The organism is uncultured Campylobacter sp. (assembly GCF_937997535.1).
GTDB lineage: Bacteria > Campylobacterota > Campylobacteria > Campylobacterales > Campylobacteraceae > Campylobacter_B.
This window is the reverse complement of the sequence record NZ_CALKTT010000049.1, coordinates 1-25,096: the sequence shown is the minus strand read 5'-3', so window position 1 is coordinate 25,096 and position 25,096 is coordinate 1. Positions and strand designations below refer to the sequence as shown.

The 25,096-nt window shown below is 47.7% G+C and carries 36 protein-coding genes and 1 tRNA gene; 18 read left to right on the top strand and 19 right to left on the bottom strand.

The genetic code is table 11. From position 1 onward, the window contains the following. The 15 genes from rplP to Q0117_RS04750 all read left to right on the top strand — a co-directional run bounded on the left by rplP (window position 1) and on the right by Q0117_RS04750 (window position 9,013). Window positions 1–426: a 50S ribosomal protein L16 gene (gene rplP, locus Q0117_RS04820; protein ID WP_005868996.1), complete on the top strand. Its 426-nt coding sequence runs from the start codon at window positions 1–3 to the stop codon at window positions 424–426. After that, window positions 413–595: a 50S ribosomal protein L29 gene (gene rpmC / locus Q0117_RS04815; RefSeq protein WP_005868995.1), complete on the top strand. Its 183-nt coding sequence runs from the start codon at window positions 413–415 to the stop codon at window positions 593–595. The genes rplP and rpmC overlap by 14 nt, the downstream gene beginning before the upstream one ends. 9 nt (window positions 596–604) lie before the next feature. Further along, window positions 605–856 (top strand): 30S ribosomal protein S17, encoded by a 252-nt coding sequence (gene rpsQ / locus Q0117_RS04810; RefSeq protein WP_005868994.1) that lies wholly within the window; start codon window positions 605–607, stop codon window positions 854–856. Beyond that, window positions 856–1,224: a 50S ribosomal protein L14 gene (gene rplN / locus Q0117_RS04805; protein WP_005868993.1), complete on the top strand. Its 369-nt coding sequence runs from the start codon at window positions 856–858 to the stop codon at window positions 1,222–1,224. Before rpsQ ends, rplN begins: the two co-directional genes overlap by 1 nt. Then, window positions 1,224–1,457 (top strand): 50S ribosomal protein L24, encoded by a 234-nt coding sequence (rplX, locus tag Q0117_RS04800; protein WP_297923272.1) that lies wholly within the window; start codon window positions 1,224–1,226, stop codon window positions 1,455–1,457. The genes rplN and rplX overlap by 1 nt, the downstream gene beginning before the upstream one ends. 2 nt (window positions 1,458–1,459) lie before the next feature. Next, entirely contained in the window at window positions 1,460–2,005 is a 546-nt protein-coding gene (gene rplE, locus Q0117_RS04795; RefSeq protein ID WP_297923267.1) for a 50S ribosomal protein L5, read from the top strand. Window position 2,006: 1 nt separating this feature from the next. Next, window positions 2,007–2,192, top strand: a complete 186-nt coding sequence (locus Q0117_RS04790; protein WP_005868990.1) for a type Z 30S ribosomal protein S14 — start codon at window positions 2,007–2,009, stop codon at window positions 2,190–2,192. 9 nt (window positions 2,193–2,201) lie between these two features. Next, window positions 2,202–2,597 carry a 30S ribosomal protein S8 gene (rpsH, locus tag Q0117_RS04785; RefSeq protein WP_005868989.1) on the top strand — a complete coding sequence of 132 codons (396 nt, stop codon included), beginning with the start codon at window positions 2,202–2,204 and terminating at the stop codon, window positions 2,595–2,597. A gap of 77 nt (window positions 2,598–2,674) precedes the next feature. Further along, the gene (rplF, locus tag Q0117_RS04780) at window positions 2,675–3,211 is read left to right on the top strand and encodes a 50S ribosomal protein L6 (RefSeq protein WP_177387630.1); all 537 of its coding nucleotides are present in this window, start codon (window positions 2,675–2,677) and stop codon (window positions 3,209–3,211) included. Window positions 3,212–3,221: 10 nt separating this feature from the next. Further along, window positions 3,222–3,578, top strand: coding sequence for a 50S ribosomal protein L18 (gene rplR, locus Q0117_RS04775; RefSeq protein ID WP_005868987.1), 357 nt, complete (start codon window positions 3,222–3,224; stop codon window positions 3,576–3,578). Between the two features lie 15 nt (window positions 3,579–3,593). Beyond that, window positions 3,594–4,037, top strand: coding sequence for a 30S ribosomal protein S5 (rpsE, locus tag Q0117_RS04770; RefSeq protein ID WP_005868986.1), 444 nt, complete (start codon window positions 3,594–3,596; stop codon window positions 4,035–4,037). Between the two features lie 12 nt (window positions 4,038–4,049). Further along, complete coding sequence (rplO, locus tag Q0117_RS04765; RefSeq protein WP_297923263.1) at window positions 4,050–4,451, top strand: 50S ribosomal protein L15; 402 nt, start codon at window positions 4,050–4,052, stop codon at window positions 4,449–4,451. Next, entirely contained in the window at window positions 4,451–5,716 is a 1,266-nt protein-coding gene (gene secY / locus Q0117_RS04760) for a preprotein translocase subunit SecY (RefSeq protein WP_297923260.1), read from the top strand. The genes rplO and secY overlap by 1 nt, the downstream gene beginning before the upstream one ends. After that, window positions 5,717–6,475 carry a type I methionyl aminopeptidase gene (gene map / locus Q0117_RS04755; RefSeq protein ID WP_297923258.1) on the top strand — a complete coding sequence of 253 codons (759 nt, stop codon included), beginning with the start codon at window positions 5,717–5,719 and terminating at the stop codon, window positions 6,473–6,475. It begins immediately after the preceding gene. A gap of 498 nt (window positions 6,476–6,973) precedes the next feature. Further along, window positions 6,974–9,013 carry a sulfatase-like hydrolase/transferase gene (locus Q0117_RS04750; RefSeq protein ID WP_297923255.1) on the top strand — a complete coding sequence of 680 codons (2,040 nt, stop codon included), beginning with the start codon at window positions 6,974–6,976 and terminating at the stop codon, window positions 9,011–9,013. 171 nt (window positions 9,014–9,184) lie between these two features. Here Q0117_RS04750 and Q0117_RS04745 read toward each other — a convergent pair whose 3' ends face one another. Beyond that, window positions 9,185–9,901, bottom strand: a complete 717-nt coding sequence (locus Q0117_RS04745; RefSeq protein ID WP_297923252.1) for a PAS domain-containing protein — start codon at window positions 9,899–9,901, stop codon at window positions 9,185–9,187. 141 nt (window positions 9,902–10,042) lie between these two features. Between Q0117_RS04745 and Q0117_RS04740 the strand changes: the two genes are divergently transcribed. Then, window positions 10,043–10,429, top strand: coding sequence for a RidA family protein (locus Q0117_RS04740; RefSeq protein ID WP_297923249.1), 387 nt, complete (start codon window positions 10,043–10,045; stop codon window positions 10,427–10,429). A gap of 8 nt (window positions 10,430–10,437) precedes the next feature. After that, window positions 10,438–11,523 (top strand): threonine synthase, encoded by a 1,086-nt coding sequence (locus Q0117_RS04735; protein ID WP_297923246.1) that lies wholly within the window; start codon window positions 10,438–10,440, stop codon window positions 11,521–11,523. Window positions 11,524–11,931: 408 nt separating this feature from the next. Here the strand turns inward: Q0117_RS04735 and Q0117_RS04730 are convergent, their stop codons facing one another. The 18 genes from Q0117_RS04730 to infA form a co-directional block, all read right to left on the bottom strand. Next, on the bottom strand, window positions 11,932–12,480 hold the full coding sequence (locus Q0117_RS04730; RefSeq protein WP_297923243.1) for a GrpB family protein: 549 nt from the start codon (window positions 12,478–12,480) through the stop codon (window positions 11,932–11,934). A 34-nt stretch (window positions 12,481–12,514) separates the two neighbouring features. Beyond that, a tRNA-Ser gene (locus Q0117_RS04725) sits at window positions 12,515–12,602 on the bottom strand. Window positions 12,603–12,952: 350 nt separating this feature from the next. Continuing rightward, entirely contained in the window at window positions 12,953–13,363 is a 411-nt protein-coding gene (locus tag Q0117_RS04720; RefSeq protein ID WP_297923311.1) for a GyrI-like domain-containing protein, read from the bottom strand. Between the two features lie 27 nt (window positions 13,364–13,390). Beyond that, the gene (tkt, locus tag Q0117_RS04715; RefSeq protein ID WP_297923240.1) at window positions 13,391–15,319 is read right to left on the bottom strand and encodes a transketolase; all 1,929 of its coding nucleotides are present in this window, start codon (window positions 15,317–15,319) and stop codon (window positions 13,391–13,393) included. A gap of 3 nt (window positions 15,320–15,322) precedes the next feature. Then, window positions 15,323–16,174 (bottom strand): polyprenyl synthetase family protein, encoded by an 852-nt coding sequence (locus Q0117_RS04710; protein WP_297923308.1) that lies wholly within the window; start codon window positions 16,172–16,174, stop codon window positions 15,323–15,325. Window positions 16,175–16,562: 388 nt separating this feature from the next. Next, complete coding sequence (locus tag Q0117_RS04705; protein WP_297923237.1) at window positions 16,563–16,892, bottom strand: YbaB/EbfC family nucleoid-associated protein; 330 nt, start codon at window positions 16,890–16,892, stop codon at window positions 16,563–16,565. Between the two features lie 2 nt (window positions 16,893–16,894). Beyond that, window positions 16,895–17,242, bottom strand: a complete 348-nt coding sequence (gene panD, locus Q0117_RS04700) for an aspartate 1-decarboxylase (RefSeq protein WP_297923234.1) — start codon at window positions 17,240–17,242, stop codon at window positions 16,895–16,897. Beyond that, complete coding sequence (locus Q0117_RS04695; RefSeq protein ID WP_297923231.1) at window positions 17,239–18,567, bottom strand: UDP-N-acetylmuramoyl-L-alanyl-D-glutamate--2,6-diaminopimelate ligase; 1,329 nt, start codon at window positions 18,565–18,567, stop codon at window positions 17,239–17,241. The genes panD and Q0117_RS04695 overlap by 4 nt, the downstream gene beginning before the upstream one ends. After that, entirely contained in the window at window positions 18,545–19,093 is a 549-nt protein-coding gene (locus Q0117_RS04690) for a histidine kinase (protein WP_297923228.1), read from the bottom strand. Before Q0117_RS04690 ends, Q0117_RS04695 begins: the two co-directional genes overlap by 23 nt. Continuing rightward, a complete protein-coding gene (locus Q0117_RS04685; protein WP_297904275.1) occupies window positions 19,083–19,349 on the bottom strand; it encodes a NifU family protein in 267 nt (88 codons plus the stop codon). The genes Q0117_RS04690 and Q0117_RS04685 overlap by 11 nt, the downstream gene beginning before the upstream one ends. Before the next feature lie 512 nt (window positions 19,350–19,861). Continuing rightward, window positions 19,862–20,422, bottom strand: a complete 561-nt coding sequence (locus Q0117_RS04680; RefSeq protein ID WP_297923224.1) for a L,D-transpeptidase family protein — start codon at window positions 20,420–20,422, stop codon at window positions 19,862–19,864. A gap of 30 nt (window positions 20,423–20,452) precedes the next feature. Then, window positions 20,453–20,809 carry a 50S ribosomal protein L17 gene (gene rplQ / locus Q0117_RS04675; RefSeq protein ID WP_297923220.1) on the bottom strand — a complete coding sequence of 119 codons (357 nt, stop codon included), beginning with the start codon at window positions 20,807–20,809 and terminating at the stop codon, window positions 20,453–20,455. Beyond that, window positions 20,810–21,835: a DNA-directed RNA polymerase subunit alpha gene (locus tag Q0117_RS04670; protein ID WP_297897596.1), complete on the bottom strand. Its 1,026-nt coding sequence runs from the start codon at window positions 21,833–21,835 to the stop codon at window positions 20,810–20,812. A gap of 11 nt (window positions 21,836–21,846) precedes the next feature. Beyond that, window positions 21,847–22,473 carry a 30S ribosomal protein S4 gene (gene rpsD, locus Q0117_RS04665; RefSeq protein WP_297923217.1) on the bottom strand — a complete coding sequence of 209 codons (627 nt, stop codon included), beginning with the start codon at window positions 22,471–22,473 and terminating at the stop codon, window positions 21,847–21,849. An 18-nt stretch (window positions 22,474–22,491) separates the two neighbouring features. After that, a complete protein-coding gene (gene rpsK, locus Q0117_RS04660; protein ID WP_177387174.1) occupies window positions 22,492–22,884 on the bottom strand; it encodes a 30S ribosomal protein S11 in 393 nt (130 codons plus the stop codon). 10 nt (window positions 22,885–22,894) lie between these two features. After that, entirely contained in the window at window positions 22,895–23,263 is a 369-nt protein-coding gene (gene rpsM / locus Q0117_RS04655) for a 30S ribosomal protein S13 (RefSeq protein WP_005869856.1), read from the bottom strand. 3 nt (window positions 23,264–23,266) lie between these two features. Next, entirely contained in the window at window positions 23,267–23,380 is a 114-nt protein-coding gene (gene rpmJ / locus Q0117_RS04650) for a 50S ribosomal protein L36 (protein WP_005869855.1), read from the bottom strand. Window positions 23,381–23,552: 172 nt separating this feature from the next. Beyond that, window positions 23,553–23,771: a translation initiation factor IF-1 gene (gene infA / locus Q0117_RS04645; protein WP_005869854.1), complete on the bottom strand. Its 219-nt coding sequence runs from the start codon at window positions 23,769–23,771 to the stop codon at window positions 23,553–23,555. A 189-nt stretch (window positions 23,772–23,960) separates the two neighbouring features. On the opposite strand from infA, the gene Q0117_RS04640 reads away from it, so the two are divergent. Next, entirely contained in the window at window positions 23,961–24,833 is an 873-nt protein-coding gene (locus tag Q0117_RS04640) for a neutral zinc metallopeptidase (protein WP_297923214.1), read from the top strand. Window positions 24,834–25,096 lie beyond the last annotated feature (263 nt).

Sequence of the window (25,096 nt, the reverse complement as noted above, 5' to 3'; positions counted from 1 at the left end):
ATGTTGATGCCAAAAAGAACAAAATACCGCAAGATGATGAAAGGTCGCAATCGCGGCTACGCGACGAGAGGAAATTCCTTGACGTTCGGCGATTTCGGTATCAAAGCGGTAGAGGCGGGTAGGGTAAATTCTCGCCAGATCGAAGCGGCTCGTGTCGCGATGACGCGCTTCGTAAATCGTCAAGCTAAAATTTGGATTAAGGTATTCCCAGACAAACCGCTTACTAAAAAGCCTCTACAAACTCGTATGGGTAAAGGTAAGAGCGGCGTAGAAGAGTGGGTAATGAATATAAAACCGGGCAGGATCATTTTCGAGATGACCGGCGTTAGCGAAGAGGTTGCTAAAGAGGCGCTTATGCTTTCGATTCATAAACTACCTTTTAAAACGAAAATCGTAAGTAGGGAAAGCGAAAATGAAATATACTGATTTGAAAGATAAAGATTTAGCTGAGCTAAATTCTATGTTGAAACAAAGTAAGTTGCTTTTATTTACGGCTAGACAAAAGCTAAAAACTATGCAGCTAAGCAATCCTAACGAGATTCGCGCTATCAAAAAAGATATCGCTAGAATCAATACAGCTATTAAAGCGAAATAAGGATAGGTTATGGCATTTAAAAGAGAAATTCAAGGCGTAGTCGTAAAGAAGGCGGGCGATAAAACAGCTACCGTTTTGGTAGAGCGAAGGGTTATGCACCCTAGATATAGAAAGATCGTAAAAAGATTTAAAAAATATCTGATCCACGATGAAAACAACGTCGTAAAGATCGGTGACACCATATCTGCGATCGAGTGCAGACCGCTAAGCGCTAGAAAATCGTTTCGCTTAAAAGCGGTTTTGAAAACAGGAGTTGAATAATGATACAGAGTTTTACCAGACTTGCGGTAGCTGATAACAGCGGCGCAAAAGAACTTATGTGTATTAAAGTTTTGGGCGGCAGCAAAAGAAGATATGCCACAATCGGCGATATCATCGTTTGCTCTGTAAAAAAAGCGCTCCCTAACGGCAAGATTAAGCGCGGTCAAGTAGTAAAAGCCGTAGTCGTTCGTACGACTAAAGAGTTGCATAGAGGCAACGGCTCACTAATTAGATTTGATGAGAACGCAGCCGTTATTTTGGATTCAAAAAAAGAGCCGATCGGTACTCGTATTTTCGGTCCTATCGGTAGAGAGGTCAGATACGGCGGTTTTATGAAGATCGTTTCGCTGGCTCCGGAGGTTTTATAATGGCAGTAAAATTTAAGATTAAAAAGGGCGATCAAGTAAAGGTCATCGCAGGTGACGATAAAGGCAAAACAGGCACCGTTAAGGCAGTGTTCCCTAAAAAAGCTCAAGTTATCGTCGAGGGTTGTAAAATGGCTAAAAAGGCTATCAAACCAACCGAGCAAAATCCGCAAGGCGGCTTTACAAGCAAAGAGATGCCTATGGATATTTCAAACGTTGCATTGGTAGAGGGTTGATTATGAGCAGACTAAAAGATAAATACGCTAATTCCATCAGAGCTGCTTTGCAGAAAGAATTTGATATAAAAAATCCTATGCTTATTCCGGCGCTTGAAAAGATCGTTATCAGCGTAGGAACGGGCGAATCGAGCAAAGATCAAAAAGTGCTTCAAAATATGGCCGATACTATCTCGCTGATCGCAGGCCAAAAAGCGCTTATCGTCAATGCAAAAAAATCGGTTGCCGGCTTTAAAGTGCGTGAAGGTTTCCCGGTAGGCATAATGGTTACGTTACGAAAAGAGCAGATGTTTGCCTTTTTAGACAAACTGATCTCTATCGCGCTTCCTAGAGTTAAGGATTTCCGAGGACTACCTAGAGCGGGTTTTGACGGACGCGGCAATTACAACTTCGGCTTACAAGAGCAGCTGATGTTCCCTGAGGTCGAATACGATCAAATTTTAAGAACTCACGGTATGAATATAACCGTCGTAACGACTACAAATAACGATAAAGAGGCATTTAAATTGCTAGAGTTATTCGGCATGCCTTTTGCAAAAGGAAAATGATATGGCAAAAAAATCAATGGTAGCCAAGGCGAAACGCCCCGCTAAATTTAGCACTCGTGCATATACCAGATGTCAAATTTGCGGTCGTCCGCACTCCGTTTATAAAGATTTTGGAATTTGTCGCGTTTGCCTTCGCAAGATGGCAAACGAGGGCTTAATCCCGGGTCTTAAAAAAGCAAGCTGGTAAGGAGAAGAGATGATTAACGATCTTATTTCAGATGGACTAACTCGCATCAGAAATGCTGCGATGCGAAGGCTAGATACGACTAAGCTTTTTCACTCAAACGTAGTCGAGGCTATGCTTAAAATTTTAGCCGAGAAGGGCTATATCGAGAGCTACAACGTAGTAGAGGAAAACAATAAAAAGATCATCAACGTAGTGCTTAAATACGACGAAAAGGGCAGGAGCGTGATAAACGAAGTTAAAAGAATTTCGACTCCGGGTCGCCGCGTATATCAAGGCAAAGACGAGATCAAGCGCTTCAAAAACGGCTACGGAACCGTCGTCGTTAGCACAAGCAAAGGCGTTATGAGCGGTATCGACGCACACAAAGCGGGCGTCGGCGGCGAAGTGCTTTGCACGATCTGGTAAGAAGTTTCTACTTTTTATGGCATTGTGGTATCCATTCGTAAAAGTAGACATACCCTAGACAAATAAAAAGGAAAATTATGTCAAGAATTGGTAAAAAACCGATCTCTATCCCGAGCGGAGTTGAGGTCAAGATTGACGGCTCGTCGTTAAAATTTAAAAAATCGAATAACGAAAAAGAGCTTGATTTAAAAGGTCATGTCGATGTAAAAATCGAAGACGGAAAGATAGAATTCTCGCCTAAGGGTGAGGATAGACAGAGTAGGGCGTATTGGGGAACATACCGCGCTTTAGCCAACAATATCGTCCTTGGTCTTACCGAGGGCTTTTCAAAACAGCTTGAAATCAACGGCGTAGGCTATAGAGCTGCGATGAAGGGCAAGGTACTTGAGCTAAATTTGGGCTTTTCGCATCCGATAAATTTTGAATCTCCAAAGGGAATCGAAATCTCGGTAGATAAAAACGTCGTAACCATCAAAGGTGACGACAAGCAGCAAGTAGGTCAAGTAGCAGCCGAGATCAGAGGATTCAGACCGCCTGAGCCGTATAAGGGCAAAGGCATCAAGTATCTTGAAGAGCATATCATCCGCAAAGCCGGAAAAACAGCTAAGAAATAAGGGTTGAGAAATGACACAGAACGTATTAAAAAGAAAGATCTCTTTACGAATCAAGAGAAAAAGAAGAATTCGCGCTAAAATTTCAGGCGTCGCATCTTGCCCTAGAATTTCTATTTTCAAATCCAATAGGACCGTCTACGCTCAGGCTATCGACGACGCGGCGAGCGCGACTTTGTGCGCCAGCAGCGGTAAGGTTTTAAATTTAAAGGCAAACAAAGAGGGTGCGGCTAGTCTAGCTAAAGATTTAGCCTCCAAGCTAAAAGATAAAGGCATTTCTGAAGCGATTTTCGATCGCAACGGCTATTTGTATCACGGCGTAATCGCAAGCTTTGCCGAGTCGCTACGCCAAAACGGCATCAAACTATAACCCAAAGGAATGATTGTGGAAAAGTATAATAGAGAAGAATTCGAAGAGGTAATCGTCAATATCGGTAGGGTTACAAAGGTCGTTAAAGGCGGTAGAAGGTTTAGGTTTACGGCTCTTATCGTAGTAGGCAATAGAAACGGCCTAGTGGGCTTTGGCTTTGGTAAGTCCAAAGAGGTTCCAGATGCGATTAAAAAAGCGGTAGACGATGCGTTTAAAAATATTATCAAGGTAAATTTAAACGGCTCTACTATCACTCACGATATCGAAGTTAAATACAATGCGAGCAAAATTTTACTTAAGCCGGCGAGCGAAGGTACCGGTGTTATCGCGGGCGGCTCCGTGCGCCCGGTTTTAGAGCTTGCGGGTGTTAAAGATATCCTCACCAAATCGCTAGGTTCAAACAACTCCTCAAATGTCGTAAGAGCTACGATGAAAGCTCTTAGTATGTTAAAACACTAACAAGGATAAAAGATGGGATTAGAAAATCTTAAAAAAGCCCCAGGCTCGACTCACGCTACTAAGCGCTTGGGTCGCGGTCAAGGAAGTGGTCTGGGTAAAACTGCGGGTCGCGGCGGCAAGGGTCAGACCGCGCGTACCGGCTCTCACGAAAAAAGAGGCTTCGAGGGCGGTCAGCAGCCGATTCAGCGAAGGCTTCCGAAGGTAGGTTTTACTTCTAAATTTGAAAAGCCTTACGTGATCAATGTCGATAAAATCGAAGCTATCAAAGATCTTGGCGAGATCACGATCGAAAGCATCAAATCCGTTCATAAAATTTCAAATTCCGTTAAAAAGATCAAGCTGATCGGCGTAGGCGCAAAAGCGCTTGCTAGCAAGATCAAAGACGAGAACGTAAAATTTAGCGGACAAAAATAATGAATAAATCGCTACGCAACAAAATTTTCATTACTTTGGGCTTTCTTTTTGCCTATAGGTTGCTAGCTTACGTGCCGGTTCCGGGAGTGGACGTTGAGGTTATAAAGCAATTTTTTCAAAACAATAGCAACAACGCTTTTGGAATGTTTAATATGTTTAGCGGTAACGCGGCGGAGCGATTCAGCGTTATCTCGCTAGGCATTATGCCTTATATTACCGCTTCGATCATTATGGAGCTGCTCGCCGCAACCTTTCCAAATTTAGGTAAACTCAAAAAAGAGCGTGACGGTATGCAGAAATATATGCAGATCATCCGATATGCTACAATCGCAATCGCTATGGTTCAATCCATCGGCGTTAGCATCGGCTTGCAGGGCATTCACGGACAGACCGGAGCGCCTGCGATAATGGCCGAAAATACCAACGAGTTTGTTTTCATCTCGTGCATTTCGATGCTGGCAGGCACCATGCTTTTGATGTGGATCGGCGAGCAGATTACGCAGCGCGGCGTCGGTAACGGCACCAGCCTTATTATCTTTGCAGGTATCGTAAGCGCCATCCCTAGAGCGATCGGAAGTACCGTAAATTTAGTAAATACCGGCGAAATGAACGTTTTAAAGCTAATCGCGATCGTGCTAATTATCCTGGCTACTATCGGAGCAATTTTATATGTGGAGCTAGGTGAACGCAGAATTCCGGTATCGTTTTCGCGCAAGGTATTGATGGCGAATCAAAACAAGCGCATTATGAATTACGTGCCGATCAAGCTAAATTTAAGTGGCGTCATTCCGCCTATTTTTGCAAGCGCGATTTTGATGTTTCCGACTACAATTTTACAGGCAAGCACCAATCCGATCATCCAAAAGATCCATGATTTCCTAAGCCCGAGCAACTACTTTTTTAACTTCCTAACTTTTGTTTTGGTCGTGTTTTTTGCGTATTTTTACGCATCGATCGCGTTTAATTCAAAAGATATAAGCGAAAATTTAAAGAAGCAGGGCGGATTTATCCCGGGTATTCGTCCGGGCGAGGGAACGGCGAGCTTTTTAAACGAAGTTGCTAGCCGGCTTACATTCTGGGGCTCGATCTATCTCGGGCTCGTAACCGTCATCCCGTGGCTGCTCGTTAAATTTATGGGCGTGCCGTTTTATTTCGGCGGTACCAGCGTGCTGATCGTCGTCTCCGTAGCTCTTGATACGATGAGACGCATCGAAGCGCAGATCTATATGAACAAATATCAGACCCTAAGCGCGGTCGGGCTATAAATGGCAATTTTGCTTAAAACAAAAAAAGATTTAGAAGGGCTGCGTGCAGCGAATAGGATCGTCGCGCAGGCCCTTGATTACGCAGCTTCTTTCATAAAGCCGGGTCTTAGCCTGCTCGAAGTCGATAAAAAGATCGACGATTTCATCACCTCCAAAGGCGCATATCCTGCTTTTAAAGGGCTATACGGCTTTCCAAACGCCGCCTGCCTCTCGTTAAATGAAGTCATCATCCACGGCATCCCCGACGAGACGATCTTACAAGAGGGCGATATCTTAGGCGTCGATTTGGGCTCGAAGCTAAACGGATATTTCGGCGACAGCGCACGCACTCTGCCCGTCGGTAAAATTTCAAAAGCCGACGAAGATCTCATCGCATGCAGCAAGGACACGCTGGAGTTTGCCATCAAAACGATCAGGGTAGGGATGCACTTTAAAGAGCTAAGCTTCGAGATCGAGAAATTTATCCGCGCGCGCGGCTTCGTGCCGCTATACGGCTTCTGCGGCCACGGCATCGGCAAGCACCCGCACGAAGAGCCTGAGATCCCAAACTATCTGGAGGGCAATAATCCAAAATCAGGCCCCAAAATCAAAAACGGCATGGTTTTTTGCATCGAGCCGATGATCTGCCAAAAGGACGGCACGCCGGTCATCGCCGAGGATAAATGGAGCACGAGAAGCAAGGATGGGCTCCGCACTAGCCACTATGAGCACTGCATGGCGGTTTTCGACGGTAAGGTAGAAGTCCTAAGCGTCGCGTAGATTTCGCACAAAAGGCGACTTGGGCTAGTTAAAATTTTACACTTTTGCCAAGGCGAAATTCCGCCCGCGATTAGCTTTCGACAATTTTACATCGCTCGCGTCTTGGAATTTTACCTCAGCCGCTTCATGCATAAATTTTATCCGAAGGGAACTTATCGCACTAGAAATTTTAAAATATATCGCGACGGTTTGTAGCCTAGCCGCAAAATTTTAAAGGTTGTGCTTTAGTTCATGCCTTCTATTTTTAAATCCTCGTTTTGTAGCTTCGCTCTTAGATCCGCTTTCAATTAAAATTTAGCCTTAAAATTCCGTCGTCCAATTCCAAACTCTCCGTATCTTTAAAATTTGGCTGTAAAATTTAAAGCGTAAAAAGGATGCAAGTAAGCAAGCTCAAAGCTTTAAGCGGCTAAGATTGCGCCTTGATTTTAAAGCGAAAACATGTCGCACTACACAGAGTGCGCGTCGTCGCGTCTCTTCGTACAAGGCAGGAAATATAAAATGAGAGAAAAATTTTATGTAGCGCTAGCAAATATAGGCGGACTTATGGCGCGGACGAAAGCGGGCGGGCTCATAGCGCGCTTGCTTATGAAAATCGACCGCGGCTTTTTTGCTGCTCTGCGCGAACGTCCCGTATGGAGGGTGTTTTGGCTCAGCACGGCGCTATGTCTGCTCGCATGCTGGGCTAAGATACATTATCAGATCAATGGGTATCATTTTTCGCATGTATTTAAAGGCTTTTCTGCGGTGCTCATCACAAATTTACTCATCTTTCACCTCTGCTATCTGCTTAGCGGCCGATTTTTTAAGCTCGTTTCATTCGTGTTACTAGCGCTAATTGCGCTAATTGCGAGCGTGGCCTTATTTTTGATCGTAAATTTCGACTCAAGCTTCAACGTCGTGGCGATTGACGCGATCGTCCATACCGACGCAGCCGAGACGCGCGAGTTTGTTTCGCAGTTTCTTAACCCTGCGACGATTTTATATCTAGCGGTCCTGCTTGGTTGCATTTTCGTGGCGCTAAGAGTAGGGCAGAGAAAGAGCGAGCAAACGCATAGCGGTCTAAGATTGCTGTTAGCGGCGATTTATCTCATTTACGGAACGATCTTTTGCGTAGATATCGCCGTCAAAGCTTCCCAGGGCAAGCAAGGCTATATAACCAAGCTATCACAATACGTCCCGCTGGAGTTTGCCTTTACGATAAAAGACTATCTGAGCGATAAAAATTTCATCACCGATATGCGCGAAGTGCAGCTTGGATATGACGAGGCCATGCGCGCGGATGAAAGCGTTTTAAATGGTGGCACAAATTTAGATCCGCAAGGCGCCGCCTCGGGCTCCGCGTCTGAAAATTCCACGCCCGCCTCGGACGCTCAGACGCAAAATTACGGCGCAAATTTAAATTCTACGTTCACCTCGGGCGCTATGGCGCAGAGTTGGGGCAAGACTTTAAATTCTGCGCCGCAAAGCCCCAGCGTGATTTCAAATTCTAAAAACCCTGAGGCCGCTACAAACCCCGCCTTGCAAAAGTCTCGCGTCAAAAATATCATCCTAATAATCGGTGAGAGCTTGCAGCGCGGGCATATGTCGCTCTACGGCTACGGCGTTAAAAATACACCGCTTTTAGAGAAACTCGAAGCAAGCGGTAATTTGATAAAATTTAGCGATACAATCTCGCCTTACGGCACGACTAATCAGGTGCTGATGCGGCTTTTAAATTTCAGCGATTACGAAAGCGAGCGCAAAAGGGCGTGGTTTCGCAACCTCAGCATCATCGATATGTTTAAGCTAAGTGGCTACCGCACCTTTTGGATTAGCAATCAAGAGGCTTTCGGCGCACATGCGTTAAGTGCTAAAAGCGCTGCCGATCGCGCGGACGCGGAATCCTTCCTCTCAAAGAGCAATCTTTACGAAACCGTCCGCATCAAGCCTGATGGAGTGCTGCTTCCACTCATAAATCAGGCGAAAGCGGGGCAGGGCGAGCGAAATTTCTACGTGATCCATCTCATCGGCAGCCATATGGATTACAGCCTGCGCTATCCCGAGGGATTTGGCAAGTTTAGTGCGGCGGACGTAAAGGCAAAACTTACTTCCAAGCAGAAAGATGTCGTCGCGTATTACGACAACAGCGTGCTTTACAACGATTTCGTTATAAATGAAATTTTTAAAATTTTTTCGGGTGATGACAGCCTCATCGTCTATCTTAGCGATCACGGCGAAAATTTATACGAAAACGGGCGCCTTGGGCACGGCATGGAGAGCCGCTTTACTTACGAAATCCCGCTGCTTTTCATAGGCTCTCGCGAGTTTTTGAGCGATCATGCTAAGCTATGGCATAGGCTAGCTGCGGCGAAAGATAAGCCTTTTATGAGCGATGATTTGGCGCATCTGTTAGCAGATATCATCGGTGTCGCGCCACTTGAGTTTGACGAGCGCAAAAGCCCGATACGAGCGGATTTCAATGCTTCGCGCAAGCGAATTGCTAACGGAGTCGATTATGACGAGAAATTAAAGAATACGAAGGGCTACGAGTTCGAGTAACAGATGAGTTTTGCTTTTATGCCGTTACATGCTATATAAAATAGGAATTAGTATGTCCTACTTTTTGATTTGTTCATCAAATTCAGATTAAATTCGCGCCACTCCAATGGCTACGCTAATAAAAAGGCGCGCAACGCTTATTAAATTTTAGATCAAATTTATGTACCGCGGTTAGCCCTTCTTCTTTACCTCATCCATATACGAGTAAATCGTGACTTTCTGCGTCCTAAGCGCCTTTGCGACGAGCTCCACTGCGCCCTTTACCTCAAAAATCCCTTTTTGCGCGAGAAATTTTACGATGCGCTTTCGATCCTCTTTCTTCATCCTCTCCACATCCAGATCGTGCGTAGCCGATGCGATAAGGTCTTGGACGATATCAAGGATATTTTGCTGTGAATCGTTAGAGCTTTGCGTTTCTAAATTTGCGCCATCCTTTAAGCTCGCCCCATCTAATGCCGCGTTATCGCAGCCTCCGTTGGTAAAATTTACACTTTGCAACTCCTTGCTATCGAGTTTCGCATTCGGCAGTAGATTTTTTATTGCTTTGTATGCAGCCATGGCGCTTGAAGTATCGATATTTACGCATAGCGCGCCTACTACTTTGCCGTCTGCGCCGCGGATTAGCGAAGTTGAGGAGCGTATGAGCTTGCCGTTTTGCGCGGTGAAGTAGTAGTTTGCGGTGCAGTCGTTTTCAAAATTTTTGCTTAACAACACGTCCTTTACCAGATGATCGAAGCTTTGGCCGATCCTTCTGCCCGTTACGTCGCCGAGGACAAAAACGACGGAGTTTTGCGGCGTGCTCATATCGTGGATGACCACCTCGCAATCGCCGATCGTATTTTTAATAAGGTGCGCGGTCGGTATAAAGGTCTGCAAAAGCTGATTCAATTTGAGTTCCTTAAATTTCATATAAAAAAATCTATAAATTTAGATTAAATTTTAAAATTTTGCAAATTTATAGAAATAGTTATATATTTTTAATAAATTTAGAGTAAAATTATATAAAATTTTATATGCAAAGGAGCTTAAATGAAAGAGATTTATCCAACCGGTTTCGCGCCGAAAAAGGCGCATTATGCGCCGGGCATCTTAGACGACGACGGCACGCTCTACGTCTCGGGGCAGCTAAGCGTGGATCCGCGCACGGGAGCCGCTCCAGATGGTCTTGCTGCGCAGACCGCGCAGGCTCTAAGCAATGTCGCGGCAGTGCTGGCCGCCGCGGGAGCGGATAAAAGCGACGTGCGGATGTGCCGCGTCTATACGCCAGGCGTCGCGAACTGGGACGTGATCGACGAGCAGTACGCGCTGTTTTTCGGCGCGCACAAGCCCGCTCGCGTCGTGGTACCGACTACGGCTCTACACTTCGGCTGTCTCGTAGAGATCGAGGCCGTCGCAAAAATAAAAGAGAAAAAATAGGAGCGAAAATGAGCGATTTCATCTGCACGGGCTGCGGCAAGCACGCGCCCATCGATACTTTGAGCTATAAATGCGACTGTGGCGGGCTGTATAAGCTAAACTCCGATGCGCCTAAATTTAACCCTGCGCTCGTAGATCAAAGCGAGTTTAGCATCTTTAGATACCGCAGGTTTATGGGTATCGACACGGCTAAATTTAGAGAAATTTCGATGGGCGAGGGGCTCACGGCGAGCGTAAAATTCGGCGAAGAACTTTACCTCAAGCTCGATTACGCGATGCCTACGCTTTCGTTCAAAGACCGCGGCGCGGCGGTTTTGGTGCTGCATGCCAAAAATATCGGCGTGAAAAAGGTGCTGCAAGACTCCAGCGGCAACGCAGGCAATGCCGTGGCGGCGTACTGCGCTCGCGCGGGCATCGAGTGTGAAATTTACGTCCCGAAGGGCACGTCGCCTAAAAAGATCGATATGATCAAAAGCCACGGCGCGCACGTCACGGTCTTTGACGGCAGCCGCGACGAGACGGCGGACGCGTGCCGCAAAAAGGCTGCGCAGGAGCAGATATATTACGCCAACCACGTTTATAATCCGATCTTTTACGAGGGCACGAAGAGCTACGTTTATGAGATCTACGAGCAGCTGGGCAGGGTGCCGCGCAATATCTTTATCCCCGTAGGCAACGGTACGCTACTGCTGGGCGCTCAAGCGGCGCTGGGCGAGCTATATGAGGGCGGTCTTATCGAGGCACTGCCAAAAATTTTCATCGTTCAGGGCGAGCATTGCGCTCCGCTTTTCGGCGCTAAAGGTGCGGCGCGAGCGATAGAGCCGCAGCCGACGCTAGCGGAGGGCATCGCGATCGCAAGACCGATGCGCGCGAGCGAAATTCTCGGCTCTAGTTACGCGGGCGAGCGCGAGGTGATCTTAGCGAGCGAGAGCGACATACTGCCTGCCAGAGCGGCGCTTGCGCGCGGCGGATTTTACGTCGAGCACACGACCGCGGCTACCTACGCGGCGTATCTGCGCTACAAAGAAAGCCACGATCTACAAGGAGATAGCATCATCCCGCTTTGCGGCGCGGGGCTGAAGAGCGATCATTAAATTTAAGCGCTCGGCGCGGAATTTATGCGGCTAGCTAGCGGCGAAGAATTTTAAATTTTGCATCTTTAAATTTAACGGATTTATGAGTCGATGTTTTAGCGGGATATTTAAAATTTACGGCGCATAGACTTTTAAATTTAAACTTATACCGAAGCGTGAGGATGCCTTTGTTTGAATATGATGTTGTATACGGCTCGTTTTATGAGCGACTTCGCCGCTGGCGGAATTTGGAAATTTTATCTACAGATAGTTGAATGAGCGCCATTTAAATTTGAAATCACGGTCAAAATTTTATAAAAATAAGCTCACAGGGCGCGGCGCTATCCGCCCGTATCATTTATAAAATTTAGCCATTTTTTATTGCTCTTGGCGAGAGAGCTTCTGTGTAGAGATTAAATTTTTGCGCGGTTATTCAGAGGTTTCTTTAGCGATGCGCGTAAATTTAAGCACAAATTCGCTTTTTGCCGCAGTATAGGCGTCGCGGTCAAACTCATAGCGCTTGCAAAGCTCTAATTTAAGCGCCTCGTACCGCCCAGCGATATCCGCATTCGCCCGCAAAAAATCTCTAAAAAATATCTCATCCGCATCGCCGAAATTTCGCAGATGCACGTGAAAAACGCGCTCGGCAAATCCCGCTTCGGTGTAGCCCTTATTTAGGCTGCAGCGGCTCCCCTTTTCGCTCATTAGCAGATAACCCGCCTCTACCAGGCGCTGTTTGGTGGCGGCAATATCCGAGCATTCGATCAAAATATCTACGATCGGCTTCGCCCATATCCCGCTTACCGCAGTGCTTCCGATATGGTGGATCTTGATCTCGCCGGGGTCTTGCAGCAGGCCGCGCAGAATTTCGCGCTCCTGCCTAAAGTATTCGCCCCAGCGCGGATCGTGCGGCACGAGACGTATCGGAAAGAGCCGCCACAGTTCCTGCAGACTCATCGAAAGGAGTTTATTGCTCATCTAGCTCCCGAGTGTTGGGTGAAATTTGAATGAATGGCGGGTAGATAGGGATTCGAACCCCAGAAGGCTGACGCCTTACGCGCTTTCGAGGCGCGCTCCTTCGACCGCTCGGACATCTACCCGAATGAAAATGTAATTTAAGCCAAAAATGGCTTAATAACAGATTTAAAAATGAAATCCCGCGCGAAATTTTTGCCTGATTTTGCGGGCGGGGGTTGAAATTTAACGGCGCAAATTTAGATTTCGTTTTAAATCTACGGCTTAAGGTACGGCGCGGCTTTCGGCATAAAATTTGCCTTCGCGCGTGTAGTTTTGTGCACGGAATTTTACCGCTTTATGGATGAAATTTTATAAAGCAGCAGCGTTTTACGCTCTGCGTGGCTTTTGCGAGCAAGGGATTTTAGCATTTCGCGGGCAAATTTTATCGCGGCGGAGAAAAATCACTCGCCGTTTATAAATTTCATGCGCCGCCCTACAAAACCGAGATAAAAATTTTGATCTCGTCTCCGCCGTAAAACTCAAAATCCGTTCCAAACGCTCTTTTTAGTTCGCCGACCTCAAAAAAGCTCCAAATTTTGCTCCAAAACTTTGCTACGTTTTGCGGCTCATTTGGGAAGCTAAAAACGGCGTATTTGCCGCTTTTGATCTCCAAGGCTTCGTCGCTGCGGGGCGCTTTGGTGCCGATAAAGATATTGTAAAGCCCATCGGTGCCGTTTTCGTAATCGTAATAGACGCCGTAAATCTCGCTCTGCCCGTCATAGCACTCTTTCATAAATTTCGCCCACAGCGCGGGAATTTTACCGCTCCCGCCTAGCTCGTCCGCATTTTTCGTGCGGGCTTTTAATCCGTAAATTTTAAATCCGTCTAAATACGAAATTTTGATTTTTTCGCTCAAATTTCGTCCTTTCCGTTACTGCCCTAAAAGCTCTTTGGCCTGCTTAGCGATCGCTACGTCGGTGAAGCCGAAAAGCTTAAATAGCTCGCTCGCGTTGCCGCTCTCGCCGAAGCTTTGCATGCCGTGTACCGCGTCTGCAAATTTATACCATTCAAGGGCGCTTGCGGCTTCGACGGCCAAAATTTTAGTTTGCGGCTCTAGAATTTGCGCTAGATAGTCTGCGTCCTGCTCGCACAGAAGCTCGAAGCACGGCGCGCTTACGACGTTTGCGCCGATGCCTTGCTCTTGCAGGATCGCCGCCGCTTTTAGGCAGAGCGAGACCTCGCTACCGCTTGCGATGAGCGTGATCTGCGCCTCTTTACTCTGCCTTAGCAGATACGCGCCGTTTTGTACGTCGCCCAAGACCGCCTTAGGCAGCGGCTCAAGTCCCTGACGCGAGCAGACGAATGCCGCGGGCGCATTCAGAGCAAGCGCCGTGCGCCAGCATTTTACGTTTTCGTTGCCGTCTGCGGGGCGGAAGGTATAGAAGCCGGGCATCGCGCGGAAGGTGCTAAGCTGCTCTATAGGCTCGTGCGTCGGTCCGTCCTCGCCCACGCCGATGCTGTCGTGCGTGAAGACGAAATAGTGTCGCAAGCCCATCAGCGCCGCAAGTCTAGCGCCCGTCTTGAGATAGTCGCTGAAGATAAAAAACGTCGCGCTAAATGGGATGAAAAGTCCGTACCTCGCAAAGGCGTTGCCGATCGCCGCCATCGCGTGCTCGCGGATGCCGAAGTGTAGATTTTTGCCGCAAGGAAAGTCGCCGCCGCCTTTTAGCTCGGTCTTATTAGACGCCGCCAAATCGGCGCTTCCGCCTAAAAAGCCGGGCACTGCGTTTGCGATGGCGTTTAAAATTTTACCGTTGCTATCGCGCGTGGCGACTTTAAGCCCGCTAAAATCGGGAAATTCTATCTTGCTAAAATCGGGATTTAAAAGCTCGTTTAAAAGCGCTCTTTTTTCATCGCTTAGCTTTGCAAGCTTCTCCTTCCAAAGCCGCTCCTCCAAATCGCCCTTCTCAACCGCAGCGCGCGTCGCGAAAAGCACGTCCTCGCTTACTACGAAGCTTTGGGCAGGATCAAAGCCTAGGCTTGCTTTAGCGCGCGCAAGCAGCTCCTCTCCAAGCGGCGCGCCGTGCGTCTTGGCCGTGCCCTCAAGCTCGAGCGCGCCCTTGCCGATCGTGGTATTTGCGATGATGAGGTAGGGTTTGGTTTTGTTTTTTACCTCGTCAAGGACAAATTCTATCTGATCGAAATTATGCCCGTCGATACGCGCGACCTCAAAGCCTTGCGCTTCAAATCGCACCTTTACGTCCTCAAACCACGCGATATCGGTGCTGCCGTCGATCGTGATGCCATTAGAATCATAGATTATCGTGAGATTATCGAGGTTATGTCTGCCCGCAAGCGCACACGCTTCGTAGCTAATGCCCTCCTGTAGATCGCCGTCGCCGCAGAAGCAATAGACGCGGTGATCGATGATCTCGCTTCCTTCCTCGTTTAGCAGATGCGCGGCGTATTTTGCGGCCATCGCAAATCCGACTGCGTTTGCGACGCCCTGTCCGAGCGGTCCCGTAGCGATCTCGACGCCGGAAGTGGTGATCTCCGGGTGGCCCGGGGTTTTGGAGTGTAGGCGCCTGAAGCTTTTTAGATCGTCCATACTCAGATCGTATCCGCTAAGATAGAGGTAGCTATACACGAGCGCGCTTGCGTGCCCGCCCGAGAATACGACCCGGTCGCGGTTCAGCCACGCGGGATTTTTAGGGTTGTGGCGGACCTTGCTCATAAAGACGCTCATTACGTCGCTTAGCCCCATCGGCGTGCCGGGATGGCCTGAGTTGGCGCTTTGGATCATGTCCGCGCTTATAAATTTGATCGTGTTTGAAATTTTACTTAGCTGCTCGCTCGACATTTTTCATCCTTTCAGGTATTTTTCTATCAAATTTAAAACCAAATCGCGCAGGCTCGCATCATAGCCCGCCATCGCGCCGCTTACCTCGTCTATTAGGCGCTGCTTGTAGCTTCTAGCGCCCGCAAGTCCGAGTAAATTTACGAAGGAATTTTTCGCGCCGTCCGCTCCTACGGGCTTGCCTGCGCTTGCCTCGTCGCCCGTGGCGTCGATGATGTCATCCTCGATCTGAAATATAAGCCCTAGCTTCAGGCCGATCTTATAAAGCTCATGCGCGAGCTCGTCCTTTAGCCCGCCGATTATGGCGCCTAGCTCAAACGCCGCTGCGATGAGCGCGCCCGTTTTGTGTAGATGCAAAAACTCAAGCTCGTTTTGCTTTAACGGGCTGTTTTCAAAACGGCAATCGATCGCCTGACCCAGCACCATGCCGCTGCTGCCTGCGTTTCGCGCTAGAGTTTTAATGCATTTTATCTTGATCTCATCGCTTAGGCTTGCGCTTGCGGCGATCAAAAATGCGTCTGTATTTAGCGCGTCGCCCACCAAAATCGCCGTGACCTCGTCGTATTTTTTATGCAGGCTCGGCCGTCCGCGGCGTAGATCCGCATCATCCATCGCGGGCAGATCGTCGTGGATTAGCGAGTAGGTGTGGATCATCTCAAGCGCCATTGCGATCGCCAACGCGCCCTCAAAGCGCCGCTCATCTACCGCCGAAACGACGCCTAGCAACAGCTGCGCGCGAAAGTGCTTGCCGCCCGCTTGCAGCATGTAATTGAGCGCCTCCTCGAAATACGGATGAAAGCTCGGCGCCTTCAGTTCGTTTTGCTTCAAGTAATCTTTAAATTTTTCTAAAATATCCATCAAATTCCTATCGCATGGTTGGGCTTTAAAGCCGCTTTTTGCGTGCTCGTTCGGCTGCTTTACTTTCTCGTGCATATCTACTTTTACTCATTTTGCTTGTCGCGCTCGCGCTTTGTGTGGCTCGTTTTAAGGTATTTAGCTACGCCTTGCGCGTCGTTTAAATTTTTATCTCTTTTTGTGTTGCATAGAGGTAAACGATCGAAACAAGTCGCAACTGCCGCTTGTAAATTTTAAATCCTCCGATCGGCTATTTCGCAAAATTTAAAACTATAAAATTTTGAAATTTCATCCGACTGATCTGTTTAAATTTACCGCTTCAGCCGCAAATTTCTAAATTTAAACGCTATACCCCGCCAAATTTACTACCGGGCACGCTTGCGAAACCGCCTCAGCCCTTATCGCCGAGTAGATCGCCTAGGCCACCGAGCCCTCCTAGCATGGACGCTGCGGCGCCTTTCTTTTCATTTTCGACGAGTTTTATCGCGTCGCCTATCGCCGAAATTAGCAGGATCTGCAAGCTCTCTTTGTCGTTAAAAAGGCTGTCGTCGATGCTTAGATTGAGCACCTCGCCCGCGCCGTTTAGCCTGATGGCGACCATGCCCGCGCCCGATTTTACGGTAAATTCCTTGCGCGCATTCTCCTCCTCGATCTGCTTAGCCTTGGCCTGCATCTGATCAAGCATCTGCCCCATTTTTGAAAAATCCATTCCTTCGAACATCTTTACTCCGTTATTTGGTTTTTTTCGTTTACCTGCACGATTTTTGGTTTAAAATTTTTCGCTTTTTTGGCGCTCATCTGTGCGTAGGCTACGATGATGACGACGTCGCCGACGCAGACTTTGCGCGCGGCCGCGCCGTTTAGGCAGATCTCGCCCTTTTTCTCACCGTGGATCACGTAGGTAGCGAAGCGCTCGCCGTTATTGACGTTTAGGATCTCTACTTTTTGGTACTCGCAAAGCCCCGCAGCCTCGATGAGCTCGGGCCCGATCGTGATAGAGCCTACGTAGTTGAGGTTGGCGTCCGTCACGCGCGCGCGGTGGATTTTGCTTGATAAAATTTCGATTTTCATTGGCCGTCCTTTAAATAATCTAAATTTGACTCGCCTCGCGCCGCGACGAGCTCGCTTACGACCTGTTTGTCGCTGAAAGGATGCTTCACGCCCTTGATCTCTTGATAGGTTTCGTCGCCCTTGCCCAAAATAGCGATCATTTCGCCGTTTTTAGCAAGATCTAGCGCACGCGCGATAGCCTCTTTGCGATCCGCGATCTTTAAAATTTTATCTTTTCGGCGCATCCCCGCGCAAATTTGTTCGATGATCTCGTCTGGATCCTCGCTGCGCGGGTTATCGCTCGTAACGATGCAGATTTTAGCAAAGTGCTCCGCGATGGCGCCCATTTTCGGACGCTTGCCGTGGTCGCGATCGCCTCCCGCGCCGAAAACCGCAATGATCTCGCCGCTTGCGCGTAGCGCGTTTAGCACCTTTTCGATGCCGTCTGGGGTATGAGCGAAATCGACGATTACAAGCGGATTTTTATTTACGATCTGCACGCGACCCTCGACGCCGCCGAAGTTTGCCAGGGCTTTTGCGATCTTTTCGTTCGGTAGCTTGGTTAGAATTTTAACCGCCGCAAACGCCGCAGTAAGGTTGTAGAGATTAAACTCGCCGATGAGATCGCTTTGAAGCTGCGCATTATCGCCGTTTGGAGTGCGCAGGAGCGCGTCGATACCGCCCTTTAGCCCGTATCCGCTCACGCTGAAGCTCGCGGCGTTTTTGATGCCGTAGGTAAGGGCGTTTGCGGGGTTAAATTTAATATGTCCGTCGTCGGCGTTTATGAGCTTTGGCGCATCGTCGGCGAAAAACGAGCTCTTGACTGCGGCGTATTCTTGCATGCTGCCGTGATAATCGAGATGATCTTGACTTAAATTCGTAAAAATTTTAAGCGCAAAATTTAGCCCTTCTATGCGATTTTGCGCGATCGCGTGCGAGCTAACCTCCATGACGAAGTACTCGCAGCCCTGCTTGTCGGCTTCATAAAGATAGCTCATCGTCTTAAAAACCGAGCTCGTCGTAAGCCCCTTTTCGTCGATCCTGCGCTCATTTATAAAGGCGCCGCGCGTGCCGCTTAGACCGCAGCTAAAGCCCAGATCCAGCAGCATTGAGTAGATCGCCGCCGCGGTCGTCGTTTTGCCGTTCGTGCCCGTAATGCCTACGATTTTGATGCGCGGATTAATATTTAAAAGTTCCTTTGCTTGCGCGATAGAGATGATCTGCGCGCCTTTTTGTGCCGCTTCGGGTTCAAATTTAGCGTTCGCGTCCGTGCGCATAAAAAAGCAGCCCGCCTCGCACTCGGCGGAGTTGTCGGTGATAAAATTATTTTTGAGTCGTATTTTCATGATTTTTGATTTTTTGTATTAGCGCTTCGAAGCGCTCATCGCCCGCATACGCGGCAGCCGAGCTTTCGACGTAATTAAGCCCCATCTCGTAGTAGCCATTTTCTATCAAATTTTCTAAAAATTCTATCATCTCGTTTTTGTCCGAAATGGCGATTTTAGAGGAAAAAATGATCGATTCGAAGGCGTCTTTAAAACCCTTTTGACTTACCGCGCGCATAAAATCGGCATACGCAATAACGGCGATCTCGTCCTCGGCGCCGGGTTCGGAAGCCGCTTCATTCGCGATCTTTTCATTGATGGAGTTTAAAATTTTAAAAAGCTCCGCAGTTTGAGTTTTGGGGCTGAGGTTGTAAAAATCAAAGAGCATAAGCGCCTCTTCGCGGTCTGCCATCGCGGTCTGGCAAAGTTCAAGCAAAAATAGAATTTCCTCCTCGCCACTTTTTTCGTATGCGAGCGAAAAATATAGCTTCGCAAGTTCGAATTCTCCGCGCGAAAAGGCCTTTAGCCCCAGTTTTTTATAGTTCAAACTCTTCGCCTTCGGGGATGTTTACGACGCTAAGCTCGGGGTGAATATCCATGCGAAGCTGGCGCTCGACGCCGTATTTTAGGGTCTGCGCACTTGCGGCGCAGCCGTGGCAATGCCCGGTAAGGCGGACATAGACGATGCCGTCTTTTATGCCTAAAAGTTTCATATCGCCGCCGTCGTTTTGCAGCATCGGTCGGATTAGCTCCAAGCTATCCTGTACCGGGGCTAGAAGCTCTTCGTCTGTAAATGGTATCATTAAAATTCCTTATTTTAGTTTTGGCGCATTATATCCAAAAGCGATAAAAAAAAGGCTTATCGGGGATGAAATTTAATCTGAAATTTTGCGCGAGGGCGCGGATTTTGCGTAATGGCTCGCAAAGAATTTTATACGGCGCGGGCGCCGGAACTATGATTTTAAAATTTTATCGATTCGGTAAGGATGAAGCCCGCGAATTATCGGGCCTGCATATATTTAAATTTAGACTATTTGCGTTATAAATTTGGGATGAAATTTCAGCCCGGTCGGGGGCTAAATTTGGGATGAAATTTTGCTTGAGCGGGAGAGAATTTCGAAGGCGATTTTGTCTAAATTTATTGAGATAAAGGCCGATACGATTAAATTTTTAGAAAAACAGACTCCGAGTTTAATCGTAAATTTCACGACTACGAAAGCCTGGGCGGCAAACATTGTTTTGAAGCTCGTAGATGAAATTTACGCTACGTTTTATATCGATCGCGGCTGTGAAATTTCGGCGCGGGCGCGTGCAATCACGGCAAAATTTCTATCGGCGTGCCGATTTTTACGTGCTCGAAAAGCTCGTCCATATCGTCATTGACGAGCGCTATGCAGCCCTCCGTCCAGTCGCCGAATGCCGCGATACTCTGCCCTAGGTAGCTAAATTTATTTGGTAGCCCGTGGATTTTGATATCGCCGCCCGCGCTCTTGCCGAGGGATTTTGCGTGCGCTACGTCGGCTTTGTTCGGATAGGAGATGCCTAAATTTAAATGATACGCCGAGTTTGGATTTTTGCCGTTTATGGTGTAGTTGCCCTCCGGGGTTTTGCCGTCGCCTTGAACCTCTTTATGTCCTTCGGGCTCGCGTCCGAGGGCGATTTTGTAGCTTTTCGCGATGCCTTTTGAGGTCAAAATTTCAAGAATTCGTTTGGATTTATAGACGCGAATTTTAGAGATTTGCTCGCCGCCCAATGCCTGCTTTAGCGGAATTTCGGAGTTGATCGTTTCGATATTTTTATAGCTAAGATAATTGTCCAATGCCCATGCCAAGCCCGCAGCGATGATAATAAGCGGGAGCAAAATTTTAAATTTCATAGAAGAAATTTCGGGAGTGATCCCGAAATTTTATTTGTTGATTAGCTCGATATAAGCCATCTCTGCGGCGTCGCCCTTGCGTAGGCGAGTTCTGAGGATGCGAATGTAGCCGCCGTTTACACCTGCGTATTTTGGGGCGATCTCGGTGACTAGCTTATTTGTCGCAGCCTTATCCTGAAGCGCCGCGAAAACAAATCTATGCGCCTCACTGTCGCCCTTGCGCGCGCGAGTGATCAGCTTTTCGGCATAGCTTCTTAGCTCTTTTGCCTTAGGAAGCGTGGTTTCGATCTTGCCGCTAGTAACTAAAGCGATGGTTAAATTTTTAAGCAGGGCGGCACGGTGAGACGAAGTGCGCCCTAGCTTCCTATATCCGTGATTATGTCTCATTTATTGTCCTTCATTCTTTTGTCTTTGAGCCTTCAGCTCGTCAAGCTTGCGTTTTAGCTGCTCTTTTTTATCGCCGAGCTCTTGGTTGCCGATAGGATAACCGATCTCCTCCATTACGGCCTTGATCTCCTCAAGCGATTTTTTGCCTAAATTTTTAAGGTCTTTGAGCTCGCTCTCCTCCATAATCGCTAGCTCGCCTATAAATCTAATATCCGCACGATCCAGGCAGTTGAAGCTTCGTGCGCTTAAGCTTAGATTGCTAACGCTCTCGAAAAGCTTTGCAAACTCGGAATTTGCAGGGATTGCCCTGCCAAAAGTATCGGCAGCGCTGATATTAACGATGCCTTTGAAAACCGCCAGCTGCTGATACATCGCCTCAAGCGCGTTTTTAAACGCATCTATCGCACTGATCTGACCGTCGGTAGTAATCGTAAAGATCACCTTTTCGTAGTCGGGATTATCCTCTACGAATACGTTTTCGATATCGTAAACGGCCTTGGTTACCGGGGTAAAAAACGCATCCAGCGCGATAAAATCAGCATCTAAATTTTCTCTGATCTCTTCGCTTGGAACGTAGCCGATGCCCTTTTCGATGATGAGCGTAAATTTAAGATCGGCATCCTCGTTTATCGTAGCCAGATAAGCGCTTGGATTTACGATCTCTACGGCGTCGTTATTTAAGTCACTGCCGTAAATTTCTTTAGGCCCTTTAAAGCTGTATTCTACGACCTCGCGTAGGGAATCGCCTTTGATTTTAAATCTTAAGCCCTTTAAATTTATGATAAAAGCCGCCATATCCTCAAGCATACCGCGCATGCTGTCGAATTCGTGGCTTACGCCTTCGATTTTAACCGCAGTCGGTGCGAAACCGACCGTGCTCGTATAAAGTAACCTTCGTAAAGGATGAGCTAGAGTGACGGCATATCCCGTTTCAAAGGGATATGCTATGATTTTAGCAACATTTTCGCTGACATTCTCAACCTTTATTTCAGTTGGCATATGAGCTGATGTTGTGATTTTTCTCATATTAGCACCTACTATTTCGAGTAAAGCTCTACGATAAATCTTTCCTCTACAGGAATAACAACTTCTTCTCTCTCCGGAACTCTAGAAAAAATTCCGTATCTTTTCTCTTTTTCTACGTCGACCCACGCTACGATGCCGGTCTGTGCAGTAAGATCCAGCGCTCTTGAAATTTGCGGGTTATTTTTGCTCTTTTCGATCACTTCGATCTTTTGTCCTGCGCGGACGCTGTATGAAGGGATATCGACGCGCTTGCCGTCTACCAAGATATGTCCGTGCGTAACGAGCTGGCGCGCGAATCGTCTAGTCGTAGCAAAGCCCATGCGGTAAACTACGTTATCTAGCCTCTGCTCTAAAAGCTGAACCAAGATCGCTCCGGTGTTACCCTCTCTGCGAGCCGCTTCGGAAAATAGCCTGCGGAACTGCTTCTCGCTTACGCCGTACATAAATTTAGCCTTTTGTTTCTCGCGAAGCTGTGAGCCGTATTCGCTTAGTTTAGCGCGTCTTTGTCCATGCTGACCCGGAGCGTAAGGGCGTTTTAAAAGCGCGCTCTTGCCCGCAAGTCTTCTCTCGCCTTTCATAAATAGATCGACGCCGAGCCTTCTTTCTAATTTTTCAACCGGTCCTGTATATCTAGCCATAAATTTCTCCTTTTATAATTACACGCGACGTCGTTTAGGCGGTCTGCAACCGTTGTGCGCAAGAGGAGTGATATCTTTGAAATATGTAACTTTGATCCCTTCTACGCTACCTACGCTTTTAACGGCGGTCTCGCGTCCACTTCCCGGACCCTGAACCTTGACGCCTACCTCTTTGATGCCGTGCTCTTTGGCTTTGTTTAGCGCGTCCTCGACGGCTTGTTGCGCCGCATAAGGGGTGGATTTTTTGCTGCCTTTAAAATTTAAAGCGCCCGCACTGCTCCACGCGATCGCGTTGCCCATCTCGTCCGTTACGGTAATCATAGTGTTGTTAAACGTAGCGGAGATGTAAACTATGCCTTTGGCGATATTTTTTCTGACGGTTTTTTTCTTAACTACTTTTTTTTGTGCCATATCTCAATCCTTATTTAGCTGCCGCGCCGACGGTTTTGCGTTTGCCTTTTCTGGTTCTGGCGTTCGTTTTTGTTTTTTGACCTCGAACAGGAAGGCCCTTTCTGTGTCTTAAGCCGCGATAGCCGCCCAAGTCCATAAGCGCTTTGATATCCATAGCCACTTGTTTGCGAAGATCGCCTTCAACCATATAGTGCTCTTGGATCTCTTTTCTGATAGCGGCGGCTTCATCTTCGCTCAGATCGGCGACTCTTTTATCGTAAGAAATTCCTGCCGCATCGAGAATTTTTCTCGACGTAAATAAACCTATACCGTAGATATAAGTTAGTCCGTATTCAATCCTTTTTTTCTTTGGTAGATCTACACCTGCGATACGAGCCATAACTTATCCTTGTCTTTGTTTATGTTTTGGATTTTCACAAATAACGTGAACAACACCTTTGCGCTTGACAATTTTACATTTGTCGCACATTTTCTTAACGGATGGACGAACTTTCATTCCACTCTCCTAAAATTTTCTCCACTTTAAATGCAAACTGCACCTAGGTTTAATGAAATTTCAAAAGCGAAAGTATCAAACCAACTGTTTTCAAAATAGTGGGGATTTTGAAAACACTTCTTCCTACAGTTTAGTCGCAAAATCGCGAGTATATCTAAATTTAACTTTATCCTTACTTATAGCGGTAGGTGATCCTGCCTTTATCGAGGCTGTAAGGGGTCAGCTCGACTTTTACGCGATCGCCCGGCATTATCTTGATGTAGTGCATCCGCATCTTGCCCGCGATATGGCATAAAATCACGTGTTTGTTGTCCAGCTCGACCTTAAAAGTCGCGTTCGGCAGCGCTTCTATGACGTTGCCGTCGATCTCTATGACGTCGTCTTTTGCCACAAATTCTCCTTTCTTTTAAATTTAAAAAGGGCGATTATATAGAATTTAAAATTTTAAACAGCTTAAAAGAAATTTAAAATAAGCAAAATTTCAGATTTATTTCGCTACGCGCGCACTGTTTTTGTAAAGGCAAGACGGCGCTCTTTTTAAAATTTTAGTATAATGGCTCAAAAATTTTAAAGGAAGAACATGAAATGGCAAAACGGCAGACGAAGCTCAAACGTGGAGGATGACCGCGCAAGCAGCATGCGCACGAGCTCGGGCTCACTTGGGATGCTGATCCCGATCATTAGGTTTTTGCTCGGCTCAAAGATCGGGCGCATAGTGCTCGTAATCGGCGTCGTAGCGTATTTTATGGGCTACAACCCTTTAGCGCTTTTAGACGGAGGCGCCAGCACGCAAAGAGAGCCGACCGATAGCCCACAGGAGCAAGAAAAGCTCGCCTTCGTCTCGGCGGTGCTAGCCCAAACCGAGGATGTTTGGGACGAGATATTTAAAAGTGCGGGCGTGCGCTACGAGGAGCCCGGACTTCGGCTTTTCCGCGATCAGATCGCAAGCGGCTGCGGCTTTGCGAGCGCGCAGACGGGGCCTTTTTATTGCCCGAGGGACCGTAAAATTTATCTCGATCTTAGCTTTTTCGACGAGCTTGCGAACAAATACAAAGCGGGCGGCGACTTCGCGCAGGCCTACGTCATCGCGCACGAAGTAGGGCATCACGTTCAAAATTTAATCGGCACGCTAGAGCAGGTTAGCACTCTAAAAAGGCGCGCTCGCAGCGAAGCCGAGCAAAACGCGCTTCAGGTCAAAGTCGAGCTACAGGCGGACTGCTATGCTGGGGTCTGGGCGCATTATCTAGCAAAAGCCGGGCGCGTGCTTGAAGTGGGCGACATCGACGAGGCGCTAAATGCCGCCAGCGCGATCGGCGACGATACGCTGCAGCGCAAATTTAGCGGTCGCGTCGTGCCCGATTCTTTCACGCACGGCACCTCGGCGCAGCGCAAAGAGTGGTTTAAAAAGGGCTTAGCGGGCGGAAACCTAAAAGCTTGCTCGTTTGAGCCGTAAGGTGCGGACTTTGAGCTAGCTTGCGGGCTAGATTGGAAGCAGCCTAAATTTTAAAATTTAACGCCGAGCTTGGAGGCGAAATTTTAAAATTTTAATGATCGGCGATTAAAAAGTTCGGACGGCGCGCTCGGCTACCGCGACGACGGCTTATTTGAGCGCAGGCTCGACTACGGCATTAAGAAACCAAAATAGATACGTTAAAATTTATGGAGGCAAAAATGAATAAAATAACCTGCATCTGCCTAGGCGTGCGAAGCATGCAA